This window comes from Amphibacillus sp. Q70 (assembly GCF_052055485.1).
In the GTDB taxonomy this organism is placed as follows: domain Bacteria; phylum Bacillota; class Bacilli; order Bacillales; family Amphibacillaceae; genus Amphibacillus.
In genome coordinates, this window is the sequence record NZ_CP197171.1 from 1,884,401 (window position 1) to 1,899,243 (window position 14,843).

A 14,843-nucleotide genomic window follows, 5' to 3' on the forward strand; every position below is an offset into this window, starting at 1 on the left:
CTTAATAACGATTTTATTGCATCAATGTCTAAAAGATAAAATGGATTAGAGAGAAAGCCGAAATCAATAATGAGGTATACTGTTTTCACTATATCTTTGTCAATCATTGTGGTAATATAAGTATGACTATATTTAAAGGTAGAGGAGTTTTCAAATGCAAAAAGTTATGCAAAACTTATATGATATAATTGTAAATGATAACGATACTTTTTCAGAGTTTGAATTTAATAAAAGAAAATATTATAAAAATGATGATGGGGAGCTCATTGTATATCTTTCGATTGATAACGGTTATACACGCTCCTATGTAGTAATGGGGAAGGGTAAAGACTTTAAAACAGCAGTTACTCATGCTATTGCTGAATACAGAGAAAAGCTAAATATCAACTTCAAACCGATTTCAGTCAAACTAGATATTGTGACAGAAGTTTTGCCGGTTTTGAAAAGTAAGAAAAAGAGTCGAATTAATATTAGAAAAGATGAAATTAAATATCGCCGTGGGGAAGATGGTTTATTATTATTTAAAGATTTCTCTGCTGCATTTTTACCAGAAGAAGTCGAAGCGTATCAAATGATTCGAAAAAGCCTGATTCAACCGAGTAATATTTTTAATGCATTTGAAAAACACTTCTTATTAGACCAACAAAATATAGTGAAGAAATTGCTTACGTCTCAATTTATGAATTTGTACAAGTTTAGAACAGATTCATGGTATATTGATGAAAAAGATTATTTACCACTCTTTAGAGGGCATAGAACTTATAACAAACTTACTCGAAAGAATTTATGGAGTGCGATTAAACTAACGAGAAATAATTACTTTAAGCAAGCTGTTAATTCAAAAGGAAAATTTGCTTATATTTATAATCCAGAGGATAATACTGTTCCGAGTAAGTATAATATTTTAAGACATGCTGGGACAACATACTCCATGCTTGAAACATATGAATTAATGCCAAATGATGGCTTAATGAGAGCAATAGAAAGAGCGATTAGGTATCTTCTGACTAAAGTAGAAGAAACGGAGATTAATGGTAAGAAGGCCCAAGTCGTTATTGAGAAAGATGCAGCTAAATTAGGTGGAAATGGCCTTGCAGTTGTAGCTCTAGCAAAATATACGCAAATTACAGGTGATAAACAGTACTTACCATTGATGCAAAGTATGGCAACTTGGATGGGTGAACTCCAAGATGAAACAGGTAAATTTGCGATTCATAAGCAAATATTCTCAACAGGTGAAGACTCTGGTTTTGTCTCACACTACTATCCTGGTGAGGCTATCTTGGCGCTATGTAGACTTTATCAAATCGATAAAAATGAAAAGTGGTTGGATCTAGCGGAGAATGAGGCCAATTACCTGATTAACGAAAGAGATGTCGAAGCAGATTTAGATACGATTGCACATGATCACTGGCTTCTTTATGGACTAAATGATCTTTATCGCGAAAGACCAAAGGAAATGTACCTAAAACATTCATTCTTTATTGCCGAGGCAATCCTTAAAATTCAGCGTTTAGACCCGAAAAAGTTCAATAAAGAATGGATGGGATCATTTGATTCTCATTCAAAAGCACCGTCAACACCTACTGCTTGCAGAAGTGAAGGTCTAGGAGCTGCTTTTAGATTGGCATATGACCATAATTATCTAGAAAAAGCTGAACAATACAAGAAAGCCATGAAAGAAGCAATCAAGTTTCAATTGCAAATGCATCTTAAGCCTGAATCGGTCATGTATTATGATAATAAACGATTCTGCTTAGGTGCTGTTCACTCAAGTTTGACAAGTTACCAACTTAGAAATGATTTTACACAACACAATATTTCAAGTTTTATTTCGTATTACAATATTCTGAAGTATTATTAAATTGTTGGTAAAAGGAGATTCTAAACCCATATATTAATTGATATATGGGTTTATTTTCATATATGGGTTATTATATTCACGTTATTTGTTCAAGTTAGCTTATATCATTAATGAGATAGTAAAATTTAAATTAATGTAGGAGAAATTCACATGGAAAACGACGATAAAAAACTTTTATCACATTTAACTGAAGAAGTGGTAGCTGGTGTAAAAGGAATAAAATTAGAATCTTATTTAGTAGCGTTAGAAGGATGGAGAAGAGGATTAACTTTAAAGTGGCATAGAGGAGAGCGCTATTTTTCGTTAATTTCTGATGATAAGAGTCACGACTTTTGTCTTTCCAGAGGAGACTTGGTTACAGAGGATGCGGTTATAATCTGTAACAAAAAAGATGAGACTAAAAACTTATTAAAAAAGTAGGGATCACTACACCTGAAGGAAAATCATTTTATATTGATAATCAAGAAGGGATAATTGATTATGTTGATAAGATAGGATATCCAGTAGTAATAAAACCAGTTAACGGTAAAATGGGCAGAGCTGTATATGCTAATATTAAAGATAAAGAACAATTGATGACTGCAATAAGTGAAGCCCGGTTAGCATATGATTATCACGAGTATTTAGTCGAGAAATATCACGCTGGTAAGGAGTATCGAATCTATGTTGTTGATAATAAAGTAGTAGCCGTAACACATAGGATGCCTGCTAATATTACTGGCGATGGTCAGAGCTCAGTAAAAGAATTAATAAACAAGAAAAATAGTGAACGAAGAAAAAATCCATATCTTAGAAGAAAATTAATAAAGATAGATTCTGAAGTCCAAAACTCTCTAAAAAAACTTGGTTATAATCAGAATAGTATTCTTAAAAAAGAAGAAAGAGTCTTTTTACGTGATAAAAGTAACCTTTCTAGTGGTGGAGATCCGATAGAAGCAATGGCTGAATTATCAAAAGAAGTAAAACAAATAGCTGTAGACTCTTTAAAAGCTATTCCCTCTTTACCACATGCTGGGATTGATATTATTGTAGATCCAGATTCGAACAAAAATGGTGTTGTTCTTGAAATTAATTCGACTGCAGAAATTTCCTTTCATTGTTTTCCTGTACAGGGTGAAGCAATAGATGTACCAAAAGCAATAATAGACTATTATTTTCCTGAATCAATTGATAAGAAAAAAGCTAATTTTTATTACGACTATAATAGACTATTAGAACCTTTAAAGACAGGAGTTGCAGAAGAAGTAAAAGTATCAAAACCATTAATCGGTAATTTATATACAAGAAAATATATTGTAACTGGGAAAGTAAATAAAGTTGGATATATGAATTGGATAAAAAATAAAGCATTACAAATTAATTTATCAGGATATGCGAAAAAAATAAAAAAAGATAAAGTAGAAGTATTTTTGGTCGGATCGAATAAAGTGGAAGTAGAAGAATTTGAAAGTTTATGTTGGAAAGGATCAAAAAGATCTATAGTTAAAAATGTGGAATCCAAGCAAATTGAAACAGGATTAGATAAACTAATCAAATTTGGTTTTGAAGTGATTATATAATAAAAGAACTTGATTTACTAGATAGAGGCATAAACGTAATAACATACTTAAAAACATTTAACATAAAGAATCTCAAGAAATTCCTTGAGATTCTTTAATTCTTAATGGATAAATTTATTTTATAACCACTTTATTTTAGCCACTTTGCTATTTTCCGCAATGGTTTTGTATACTTATAGCTTTTGCTATTTACTATATTTGTATACTTATTTTTGAGTTGCTTAACTTCTTCACTGTGTTCTTTTTTTATTTTACTGATTTCTTTCTCTTGATCCTCTACCTTCTGCTTAAGATCGCGACGTTTCTTTCTTAATTTTTTATTCTTTTGTTTTAGTTGTTTTGCAAGCTCCTTACTTTTATCTAACTCTTTTTGTTTCTTTCGAGCATTTTTTTCTTCTATTTGTTGTCTATGGCGTAACATTAATACCGGTTCTTTTATTTTCAGCTCCTTACTTACGTGTTCAAGTACTTCATCTGTCAAATCTCCAAAAAAGGGTCTTTGGGTTACTAATTGATAAAAGGATGTTGTCCCTGCAAAATTGGCTTCTAAAAAGATAGGTTTACCGTCTACACCAACAATAATATCCCATGAGACTAGATTTAAGTGAAGAATACTTTTGTGGCTATCGATAACGAATTGTTTAAATTCATCAAAATTAGGTATCGGCTCAAGATCAGCAAAGCAAAATCCAGTAGTAGGATGATGGGTGAATGTTTGACCATTTTGACTTAATCCTAATTTGAAAAACTCCCCTGAATCGGAAATACCAATACGTGGACTTATATCAACAGAACCATTATCTCTCACATCATTATTACTACCAAATCGTGCAAAGGCTAGTAAATATCTGATTTCATTTTTCCATCTAAATGTAACCATTCTAATTGTATTTACAGAAGCAGGATGGGGAGCTGCGAGATTAGGGTGTTGCTCTATTGCCTTTTGAACTATAAAATTTTCAAGATAAATTTCTTCTAGATCTTTAATTGTAACAGGCTTATCATCAAGATAAATCTGTTTATCTTGAATAATTATTTTTTTGATCCCTGTTCCATTATTTGTTTTACTTGGTTTTATAATTAAAGCAGTTTCACTATTTAATAATATGGTTTCAGCATCCTTAGCATCAACACTATTATGATCGTTATCAAAATAGGCTCCATTTATATTTCTTAAAACAGTCTCAACAGAACGAGAAGGGGCGATCACAGTATCATAGAGATTTTTATCACCATAAAATGTGGACATATTGTAATCATTAAAAACAGGCATTATTTCTCTTCTCATTATTCTTTCTGGTATTAATCTTACGTCCTTTTTACCAGTTAAATTCATATAAGCCATATGTAAGGCTGGATCAGCTTCTGCATTATATTTTTCTAGCCAATAATCTTGAATTTCCTTAGCAAAATTTTCATCTATATTGTCCAATAAGCCAGCATTATACCAATTAGTAAATTGATTAGACTTTGTTTTCATCCCTAATTTTTGATATATAGATAAATCTTTGGTTGTTTCTATTTTTGCTTGAGTATTCATTTGTATTCTCCTTTTTAATAATAAGTTGTTAAAAATATATCTCTTCTCAGAGGAACATCTTTATAAATATATATATAAATCTATGTTTTAACATTTTGCATTTAAAATTTTTTGCTTATGAGAATATTAAACTCTTTTTATATTATACCAGTCCTGCTTCTTATTTACATAGCAAAACAAAAAACTCTAAGCTTTATTAAAAGCTAAAATTAACAACAAGTATTCAATTAAATAAACATTTAAAATAAGAAACCTAAGGAATAGTACATTCATTTACAACCAGCAGAAAGTATTAATTTATGTAGTATCGATATTATCAAGGTATATCCAAAAATTACTAGGAACGATTAGGATAATTAGAGAAAATATTGTTTAATAAAATTTCAGATATAATCTCTTTCATTATAATTTTACTTAAAACGAATAACTTGAGGTAGTGTTAATAGTTAATGGAATAGATTTAATCAAATCAATACTAAAATAGTGGGTGATATATTAAATTAAAATGGTTAAGGCATTAAATCACTACAAAACTTTGTTTATAATAATATGGCATACATTTTTTAAGAATAGATATATGAATTACATTCTAGCACTTAAGGGGTTATTATAGTAATATTGTAGTTGTATAGTTTAATTTTTTACGAACAAATGAACTATAAAATTTATTAAGAAATTATATGAATATATTGATTATAGGAATACGTTTTTCTTATTATAAGTATTGCGGGAAAACGTACTGAAACATTAATTTATTATGATGAGAGAGGTTGAAGTAATGTTTACTTTCAAAGGTTTTTTTGGTGCAATAAGATCAGCAGTAAATCCAAAACAGAGTAGTAGCTTAGTTCTAATTGGAGGGAAATTAGGAACTGGTGAACATGCACAGACCATATATAAAAGGATGGCTGAATTAGCTGGAGGAAAAAAAGGAAAGATTGGTGTAATTACTGCCGCTAGTAACCCATATGATTGGGACTGTCAAAAGAGGGGAGAGTCGACAGAAGGAGGCTGTAATGATCCAAATGCCAAGAATAGTAAAACAGTTGCCGATACTCACATCGAACTCTTCAATCAATATGGTATTAATGCTGAGTGGATTCCCATTGACTTGGCGAATTTAGAAGTAGCAGATGATAAAAGGTGGGCTCAGCGCATTGTTGAAGGTGAGTTCAGTGGCTTCTTTTTTGGCGGAGGTAAACAAAATCAATATACAGAATCTTTTTATCGGGAAAACGATCAAGGAGAACAGGTTGATAGTGCAGTGTTAGAGGCAATTCGAGTTCGATTCGAATCAGGAGAGGCGATGATTGCTGGGTCTTCAGCAGGAGCAGCGGTTCAGCCTTCGGAAATTATGATTACACGCGGTAAAAGTGATCATGCTATTGTTGAAGGAGCTCAGGAAGGTTATCAACCTGGTTCTCCTACTCTAACATACATTAGAAGAGGGGGGCTTGGTTTTTTTGACTATGGAATTGTAGATTCACATTTTTCAGAACGTGGCCGTGAAGGACGGTCTATTCGTTTAGCTTCCGATACAAGAATTGATAAGGTATTTGGTTTAGATGAAACTACTGCCCTTGTTGTTACAGCAGTAAACAGACCACGCGCAAAAATGGAAGTGATTGGTCAAAATGGTGTACAGATACTTGACTTGAGTAAAGCTGTAGCAAATAAAAATAATAAGGGATTATGGTCGATTAAGAATGTTCAATCTACTTATTTGACTGAAGGTGATCAGTATATACCAAAAACAGATCGTGTGATTTTTCATTCTGATAAAATAAATATTCATAATAAGGAAAAATATAGAGGCAATTTAAGCTCATCTAAAGATATATTTAGCTCTCGTAAAGGTGTGAAAAGAGAATTTATTAACACAGCACTGAACCTTGTAAATACATATGGATTGAATACTGCTTATGGGTACCCACGCACTAAAAAAAATCAATATGAGGTCGTTTTCGGTCAGACTGAGAAAACCCAAGCTTATTTTGTTGACGAAAATGATAAACGAACTATTTCTTATACTGGCTTGCAAATAGGTATACACTTAGTAGATTAAGGAAATATAAGTTTTTACTAAAATAAAAAAACTAGTCTAGTTCTCAAAAGAGAACTAGACTAGTAGATCTAAATTTTCTTTCTTACTTTAAGTATTCTGGTACATCAAAGAAAAATGTAGTTACACCTATATCACGATATAAATCATACATAGAAAGTACTCGTAATTGTTTTGAAGCCCAGCCGATATCTGTAGCATATTGATGTGAAGCAGATTTATTAGCAGCCATTGCTGCAGGGTTCCAACGCATTTTATATAGTGTATTTTGACCGGCATTTACATAATTTTGACCGATAAATTTTGCACCACCAATAATTGCCGCCTCAGGGGTAAACCAACCTTCATCATATGCTCTTTGTGATCCACACTCTACTGCACAATGATCCTTAGCTCCAATACCATACATATTATAAACTGTCTTACCATTGACTTTAACACCTGTTGCTAATTTTGAAGTCCCATGTCCGGTTTCTAAAAGAGCGTGTGACAGTAAATATACATCATTAACTCCATGGATTCTTCCAGCATCAATAAATGCTTGCCCCATGCCATTAAGAATCCCTTTTCCCTTAAGGAAACTACTTAAATCTGATTGAGTAGCTCCACTTGGTCTGGATAAATCTAAGAATTGAAACTTTTGCTGATTATTATTTATAAAGTTAGAAGGATCTAAATAATATGCGACATCAGCACGAGCAGCGTCTACCCATCCTGCACCTGAGTATTCAATTTGATACCAATCGTTTATTTTGCTAATAATTTTTACTGTATCCCCTCGTGTATACTGCCCGACTATGTTGTCACTCGCTGTTCTCGGCCCACTTCTAACATTTAAGCTACCTGTTGAAGATACCGTTACTCTACCATTACTATCAACATAATTGGCCGACACATAGGCATAGTTTTGATCTGTTTGTGGTCTTACTCTCATTTGAATATTAAGTGCTTCGGCTAATGTTAGGTTGTATCTTGTGTAACTTATTGGCTTTAAGAGTTCTTTGATTTTTGCTAAAGTGACTTCATCAGCAATCCCGTTAACCACAAGGTCATAAGTCTCCTGAAATTCCATGACTACACTTTCTGTTGTTGAACCAAAGTTATTATTAAAGTTAAAATTACCAAAGCCTAATGCAGCTAGATCTTCTTTAAGCTTGATAACATCTTTATTCCTTTGACCTCTTCTTAATGGACTGTTTAGTACCTCTTGAATTTTATTCAAGGTAGGCTGATCTGCAATTTGGTTGACTTTTAACCCATAGTATTCCTGAAACTCTCCGACTACCCTGGCAGTCGTGAAAAAATAGTTCCGATTAAAGTTAAAGTTACCAAAGCCTAACTTGTCTAAATCTTGTTTAAGTTTGACAACATCATCATGTATTTGTCCTTCCCTAAGGGGACTATTTAGCACTTTTTGTATTTCATCTAAGGTACGAGGGTCTGCCATACCATTGACTCGCAATCCATAGTATGCTTGGAATTCTTCCACAGTAGCTTCGGTGGTAGATCCATAGCTTTGATTAAAGTTGAAAGAGCCAAATCCTAATGCGACGAGATCTTTTTTTAACTGGATAACATCCTCATGACGTCCGCCACGCTGTAATGGGGTGGATAAGAGTTCATCCAGCTTTTCTAAAGTATTCGAGTCTGCAATTCCCGTTACATCTTTTAGACCATAATACTCTTGAAATTCTCTCACATTACGTTCGGTCGCAGGTCCATACTGTGGAGTTGGATTACTTGAAACAACAAAGCCTAATTTAGCAAGCTTTTCCTTCATCATGATTACATCTTTACGATAATCCCCACGTTGCATCGGATTATTTAATAATTCATCCAGCTTATCTTGAGTAAAGTGATCTACCACACCATGGGCTTTTAGATCATAAAAGGTTTGAAATTCTTTTACTGTTGCTTCAGTTGTGGAACCATAGGTTTGATTAAAGTTAAAGTTCCCAAAGCCTAATGTCACTAGATTTCTTTTTAACTGGGTGACAGATTCATCACGTCCACCACGTTTAAGGGGTGTATCTAAAATTGAATCTAGTTTATCTAACGTACGTTCATCTGCCATACCATTAACTCTTAAGCCATAGTATTCTTGAAATTCCTTCACCGTTGCTTCAGTGGTAGAACCATAGCTTTGATTAAAGTTGAAAGAGCCAAATCCTAATGCGACGAGATCTTCTTTTAACTGGATAACATCCTCATGACGTCCACCACGCTGTAAGGGGGTTGATACAAGCTCATCTAACTTTTCTAAAGTTTGCGAATCCGCAGTTCCTGTTACATCTTTTAAACCATAATACTCTTGAAACTCTCTTACGTTACGTTCGGTCGCAGGCCCATACTGAGGGGTTGGATTACTTGAAACAACGAACCCTAGTTTAGCTAGTTTTTCCTTTAAAGTGACCACGTCTTTACGATAATCACCACGTTGCATCGGATTGTCTAATAATTCATCTAGCTTTTCTCGAGTACGGCTATCTACAATGCCATTTACTCTTAGTTCATAAAAGGTTTGAAATTCTTCAACCGTTGCAGCAGTTCCTGAAAAATAGTTTTGATTGAAATTAAAATCTCCAAAACCTAAAGTTACTAGGTCTTGTTTTAGCTGGACAACATCTTCATGTACTTGACCTTCTCTAAGAGGGCTATTTAGTACCTTTTGTATTTCATCTAAGGTACGAGGATCTGCAATACCATTGACTCTTAAGCCATAGTATTCTTGAAATTCCTTCACCGTTGCTTCAGTGGTAGATCCATAGCTTTGATTAAAGTTGAAAGAGCCAAATCCTAATGCGACGAGATCTTCTTTTAACTGGATAACATCCTCATGACGTCCGCCACGCTGTAAGGGGGTAGATAAGATCTCATCCAGTTTTTCTAAAGTATCCGAGTCTGCAATTCCCGTCACGTCTTCTAGACCAAAATATTCTTGAAACTCTCTTACATTACGCTCGGTCGCAGGTCCATACTGAGGGGTTGGATTGCTTGAAACAATGAACCCTAGTTTAGCTAGTTTTTCCTTTAAAGTGACCACGTCTTTACGATAATCCCCACGTTGCATCGGATTGTCTAATAACTCATCCATTTTATCCTGAGTAAAAGAGTCTACCACACCATGGGCTTTTAGATCATAAAAAGTTTGAAATTCTTTTACTGTTGCTTCAGTTGTGGAACCATAGGTTTGATTAAAGTTAAAGTTCCCAAAGCCTAATGTCACTAGATCTCTTTTTAACTGGGTGACAGATTCATCACGCCCACCACGTCTAAGAGGTGTATCTAAGATCGATGTGAGTTTATCCCAAGTAGGGTCATCTGCAATACCATTAACTTTTAATCCATAATATTCTTGGAATGCTTCTACAACTTCCGCAGTTTTCGAACCATAATTTATATTAAATACAAACTCACCAAAGCCTAATGCCACAAGGTTTTCCTTTAATTCAATGACCTTATCATCTTTTCCACCTTGTTTGAAGGGGGTATTTAATATGGAGTTTAATTGATCTAGAATTGTTTCAATTTCACTTGAGCTTTCAAGACCATAGTAATTTTGAAAGTCTGTAACAGTCTGTTCTGTATGTTCCCCATAATGATCTTCAGGCTGATCGGTTGTAGGAAAGCCGAGAATACTTAATTTGTTTCTTAACTCTATAACTCTCTCATTTGATTTTTCATCTTCAACTAATACATCTACTGGGCTATCACTTTCTATGTCAGTCTGATTATCATTAACATCTGAATTACTCTCATCTAGATCAGCTGTAGAAGCTTTAATACTCTTTTCTGCTTCAAGATTAGTTTCACCCTCTTTTTCTGATAGCTCTTCATCTGAGGGGTCAGAAGTCTCTTCTTCAGAATCAATTTGTTCTGTCTCTTTAACTACTTTTTCCGTAGACTCTTCACTCTCATTTGCATTTAATGTTTGTGGACTAAAGTGAAGTAGAAAGAATAGAGAAATAACTAGTACGGTAATTTTTTTCACTCTAGTTTCACCTCCTTAATGTTTGTTGTTTTGCTATTCTATTATCGGACAAATAATGCTATAGTTCAAGGTTATTTGTAACTATAACTATTTAATTTACAAATTTTTAAAACAAAAAGATGCTTTCTTTTAAGGGAAAGCACCTTAATAATTTCAATATTTTATTTAAAGACAATACATAACTTAAGGCTTTATCTTTTTTTTAGATCAAAGGATTGGGCGATAGCTTCTGCTGTTATTTGACCAAGCCAATCACGATAATTTGCATCTTTTAATAGAGCATTTTCCTCAGCATTATCGATAAACAAATATTCTAGTAATAATGCAGGCATAGTTGTATTACGTAAAACACTAAAGTTTGCTTGTTTCATTCCTCTGTTATTTACGTCAATTTTATCAATCAGATAGTTATGAATGTCTCTTTGTCTTTCCTTTGTTTCAGCAGAAACGCTACCATTAAAGATAAACGATTCAAAACCATTAGCTGATCCATTATGAGCATTAGAATGGAAGCTTACAAAGTAATCCGCACTCCAACTATTTGCCATTTTAGCTCTATCTTCTAGTTCAATAAATTTATCACTAGTTCTGGATAACCGAACATCGACACCTATATATTGAGTGGTTAATATCTCAGCTGTTTTTAAAGCAATATCAAGGACGACATCTTTTTCTCGAAGTCCATAACCGACTCCACCAGGATCATTTCCACCGTGTCCCGGATCCAAGAATATTTTCACAGCATTCTTATTAATTTCTTCTTGTAATTTCCTTAAAGTGACTTCATCAGCAATCCCGTTAACCACAAGCCCATAAGTCTCTTGAAATTCCATGACTACACTTTCTGTTGTTGAACCAAAGTTATTATTAAAGTTAAAATTACCAAAGCCTAATGCAGATAAATCTTCTTTAAGCTTGATAACATCTTTATTCCTTTGACCTCTTCTTAATGGACTATTTAGTACCTCTTGAATTTTATTCAGGGTAGGCTGATCTGCAATTTGGTTGACTTTTAGCCCATAGTATTCCTGAAACTCTCCGACTACCTTGGCAGTCGTGGAGAAGTAGTTTCGATTAAAGTTAAAGTTACCAAAGCCTAACTTGTCTAAATCTTGTTTAAGTTTGACAACATCATCATGTACTTGTCCTTCCCTAAGGGGACTATTTAGCACCTTTTGTATTTCATCTAAGGTACGAGGGTCCGCGATACCATTGACTCGCAATCCATAGTATGCTTGGAATTCTTCCACAGTAGCTTCAGTGGTAGAACCATAGCTTTGATTAAAGTTGAAAGAGCCAAATCCTAATGCGACGAGATCTTCTTTTAACTGGATAACATCCTCATGACGTCCACCACGCTGTAAGGGGGTAGATAAGATCTCATCCAGTTTTTCTAAAGTATCCGAGTCTGCAATTCCCGTCACGTCTTCTAGACCAAAATATTCTTGAAATTCTCTTACATTACGCTCGGTTGCAGGTCCATACTGAGGGGTTGGATTACTTGAGATGACAAATCCTAATTCAGCAAGTTTTTCCTTCATCATGATTACATCTTTACGATAATCCCCGCGTTGCATAGGTGTACTAATTAACTTATCGAGCATTGCTTGAGTAGGACCATCAACAATACCATTTTCCCTTAGTTCATAAAAGGCTTGAAATTTTCTTACCGTCGCCGCTGTAGTTGAACCATAGTTTCTATTGAAATTAAATTTACCAAATCCTAGTGTCACTAGATTTTCCTTTAATTCAATAACATCGTCATGCACTTGCCCTTGTCTTAAAGGACTATTAAGTACATTCTCTAATTCTGCTAACGTACGTTCATCTGCAATACCATTGACTCGTAATCCATAGTATGTTTGAAATTCCTTCACCGTTGCTTCAGTGGTAGAACCATAGCTTTGATTAAAGTTGAAAGAGCCAAATCCTAATGCGACGAGATCTTCTTTTAACTGGATAACATCCTCATGACGTCCGCCACGCTGTAAGGGGGTAGATAAGATCTCATCCAGTTTTTCTAAAGTATCCGAGTCTGCAATTCCCGTCACGTCTTCTAGACCAAAATATTCTTGAAATTCTCTTACATTACGCTCGGTTGCAGGCCCATACTGAGGGGTTGGATTACTTGAAACAACAAAGCCTAATTTAGCAAGCTTTTCCTTCATCATGATTACATCTTTACGATAATCCCCACGTTGCATCGGATTATTTAATAATTCATCCAGCTTATCTTGAGTAAAGTGATCTACCACACCATGGGCTTTTAGATCATAAAAGGTTTGAAATTCTTTTACTGTTGCTTCAGTTGTGGAACCATAGGTTTGATTAAAGTTAAAGTTCCCAAAGCCTAATGTCACTAGATTTCTTTTTAACTGGGTGACAGATTCATCACGTCCACCACGTTTAAGGGGTGTATCTAAAATTGAATCTAGTTTATCTAACGTACGTTCATCTGCCATACCATTAACTCTTAAGCCATAGTATTCTTGAAATTCCTTCACCGTTGCTTCAGTGGTAGAACCATAGCTTTGATTAAAGTTGAAAGAGCCAAATCCTAATGCGACGAGATCTTCTTTTAACTGGATAACATCCTCATGACGTCCACCACGCTGTAAGGGGGTTGATACAAGCTCATCTAACTTTTCTAAAGTTTGCGAATCCGCAGTTCCTGTTACATCTTTTAAACCATAATACTCTTGAAACTCTCTTACGTTACGTTCGGTCGCAGACCCATACTGAGGGGTTGGATTACTTGAAACAATGAACCCTAGTTTAGCTAGTTTTTCCTTTAAAGTGACCACGTCTTTACGATAATCACCACGTTGCATCGGATTGTCTAATAACTCATCCATTTTATCCTGAGTAAAAGAGTCCACAACACCATGGGCTTTTAGATCATAAAAGATTTGAAATTCTTTTACTGTTGCTTCAGTGGTGGAACCATAGGTTTGATTAAAGTTAAAGTCCCCAAAGCCTAATGTCACTAGATCTCTTTTTAACTGGGTGACAGATTCATCACGCCCACCACGTCTAAGAGGTGTATCTAAGATCGATGTGAGTTTATCCCAAGTAGGGTCATCTGCAATGCCATTAACTTTTAATCCATAATATTCTTGGAATGCTTCTACAACTTCCGCAGTTTTCGAACCATAATTTATATTAAATACAAACTCACCAAAGCCTAATGCCACAAGGTTTTCCTTTAATTCAATGACCTTATCATCTTTTCCACCTTGTTTGAAGGGGGTATTTAATATGGAGTTTAATTGATCTAGAATTGTTTCAATTTCACTTGAGCTTTCAAGACCATAGTAATTTTGAAAGTCTGTAACAGTTTGTTCTGTATGTTCCCCATAATGATCTTCAGGCTGATCGGTTGTAGGAAAGCCGAGAGTACTTAATTTGTTTCTTAACTCTATAACTCTCTCATTTGATTCTTCATCTTCAGTAATAGCATCATTTGAGTTACTACTTTGTATGTTAGATTCATCTTGATCAGTGTCTATGTTATTCTCATCAGAAGAATCTTCTGTACTGTTATGCTCTAAACTTTTTGATACTTCATCTTCCTTTGATGTAACAACATCTGAACTTTCATAATCTTCTTCATCAAAATCAACCTGTTCTGTTTCTTCTATTTCCTTTTCTGCAGTCTCTTCAATCTCTTTGGCCTCTGTTATCTGTGGACTAAAGTAGAGTAAGAAGAGCAAAGTGATCATTAATACACTAAATTTCCTCACTTTAGTTTCACCTCCTTGATAATAATTAACTCCAATAACATTATCAGGTTTTTGAGTGTTTTTTTCAAGAGAATAATAGATTAA

At 34.2% G+C, this 14,843-nt stretch carries 7 protein-coding genes; 4 read left to right on the top strand and 3 right to left on the bottom strand.

Annotated features, from left to right (window positions below):
- Positions 1 to 154 precede the first annotated feature (154 nt).
- The 3 genes from ACS127_RS08415 to ACS127_RS08425 all read left to right on the top strand — a co-directional run bounded on the left by ACS127_RS08415 (position 155) and on the right by ACS127_RS08425 (position 3,423).
- Positions 155 to 1,864, top strand: a complete 1,710-nt coding sequence (locus tag ACS127_RS08415; protein WP_440897974.1) for a hypothetical protein — start codon at positions 155 to 157, stop codon at positions 1,862 to 1,864.
- 150 nt (positions 1,865 to 2,014) lie between these two features.
- Complete coding sequence (locus ACS127_RS08420; RefSeq protein WP_440897975.1) at positions 2,015 to 2,284, top strand: hypothetical protein; 270 nt, start codon at positions 2,015 to 2,017, stop codon at positions 2,282 to 2,284.
- 32 nt (positions 2,285 to 2,316) lie between these two features.
- The gene (locus ACS127_RS08425) at positions 2,317 to 3,423 is read left to right on the top strand and encodes an acylphosphatase (RefSeq protein ID WP_440898108.1); all 1,107 of its coding nucleotides are present in this window, start codon (positions 2,317 to 2,319) and stop codon (positions 3,421 to 3,423) included.
- A 130-nt stretch (positions 3,424 to 3,553) separates the two neighbouring features.
- On the opposite strand, the gene ACS127_RS08430 is transcribed toward ACS127_RS08425, so the two are convergent.
- Positions 3,554 to 4,963, bottom strand: coding sequence for a sugar-transfer associated ATP-grasp domain-containing protein (locus ACS127_RS08430; protein WP_440897976.1), 1,410 nt, complete (start codon positions 4,961 to 4,963; stop codon positions 3,554 to 3,556).
- 778 nt (positions 4,964 to 5,741) lie between these two features.
- Between ACS127_RS08430 and ACS127_RS08435 the strand changes: the two genes are divergently transcribed.
- Positions 5,742 to 7,028 (top strand): cyanophycinase, encoded by a 1,287-nt coding sequence (locus ACS127_RS08435; protein WP_440897977.1) that lies wholly within the window; start codon positions 5,742 to 5,744, stop codon positions 7,026 to 7,028.
- An 82-nt stretch (positions 7,029 to 7,110) separates the two neighbouring features.
- Here the strand turns inward: ACS127_RS08435 and ACS127_RS08440 are convergent, their stop codons facing one another.
- Both ACS127_RS08440 and ACS127_RS08445 read right to left on the bottom strand, forming a co-directional pair.
- Complete coding sequence (locus ACS127_RS08440) at positions 7,111 to 11,016, bottom strand: peptidoglycan-binding protein (RefSeq protein WP_440897978.1); 3,906 nt, start codon at positions 11,014 to 11,016, stop codon at positions 7,111 to 7,113.
- Positions 11,017 to 11,207: 191 nt separating this feature from the next.
- Positions 11,208 to 14,759, bottom strand: coding sequence for a peptidoglycan-binding protein (locus ACS127_RS08445; RefSeq protein ID WP_440897979.1), 3,552 nt, complete (start codon positions 14,757 to 14,759; stop codon positions 11,208 to 11,210).
- Positions 14,760 to 14,843 lie beyond the last annotated feature (84 nt).

What these genes read in the sequence shown, in the direction of transcription:
- ACS127_RS08415 (WP_440897974.1), top strand. Translation starts at nt 155, where the DNA reads ATGCAAAAAGTTATGCAAAACTTATATGATATAATTGTAAATGATAAC.
- ACS127_RS08435 (WP_440897977.1), top strand. Translation starts at nt 5,742, where the DNA reads ATGTTTACTTTCAAAGGTTTTTTTGGTGCAATAAGATCAGCAGTAAAT.
- ACS127_RS08430 (WP_440897976.1), bottom strand. Translation starts at nt 4,963, where the DNA reads ATGAATACTCAAGCAAAAATAGAAACAACCAAAGATTTATCTATATAT.
- ACS127_RS08420 (WP_440897975.1), top strand. Translation starts at nt 2,015, where the DNA reads ATGGAAAACGACGATAAAAAACTTTTATCACATTTAACTGAAGAAGTG.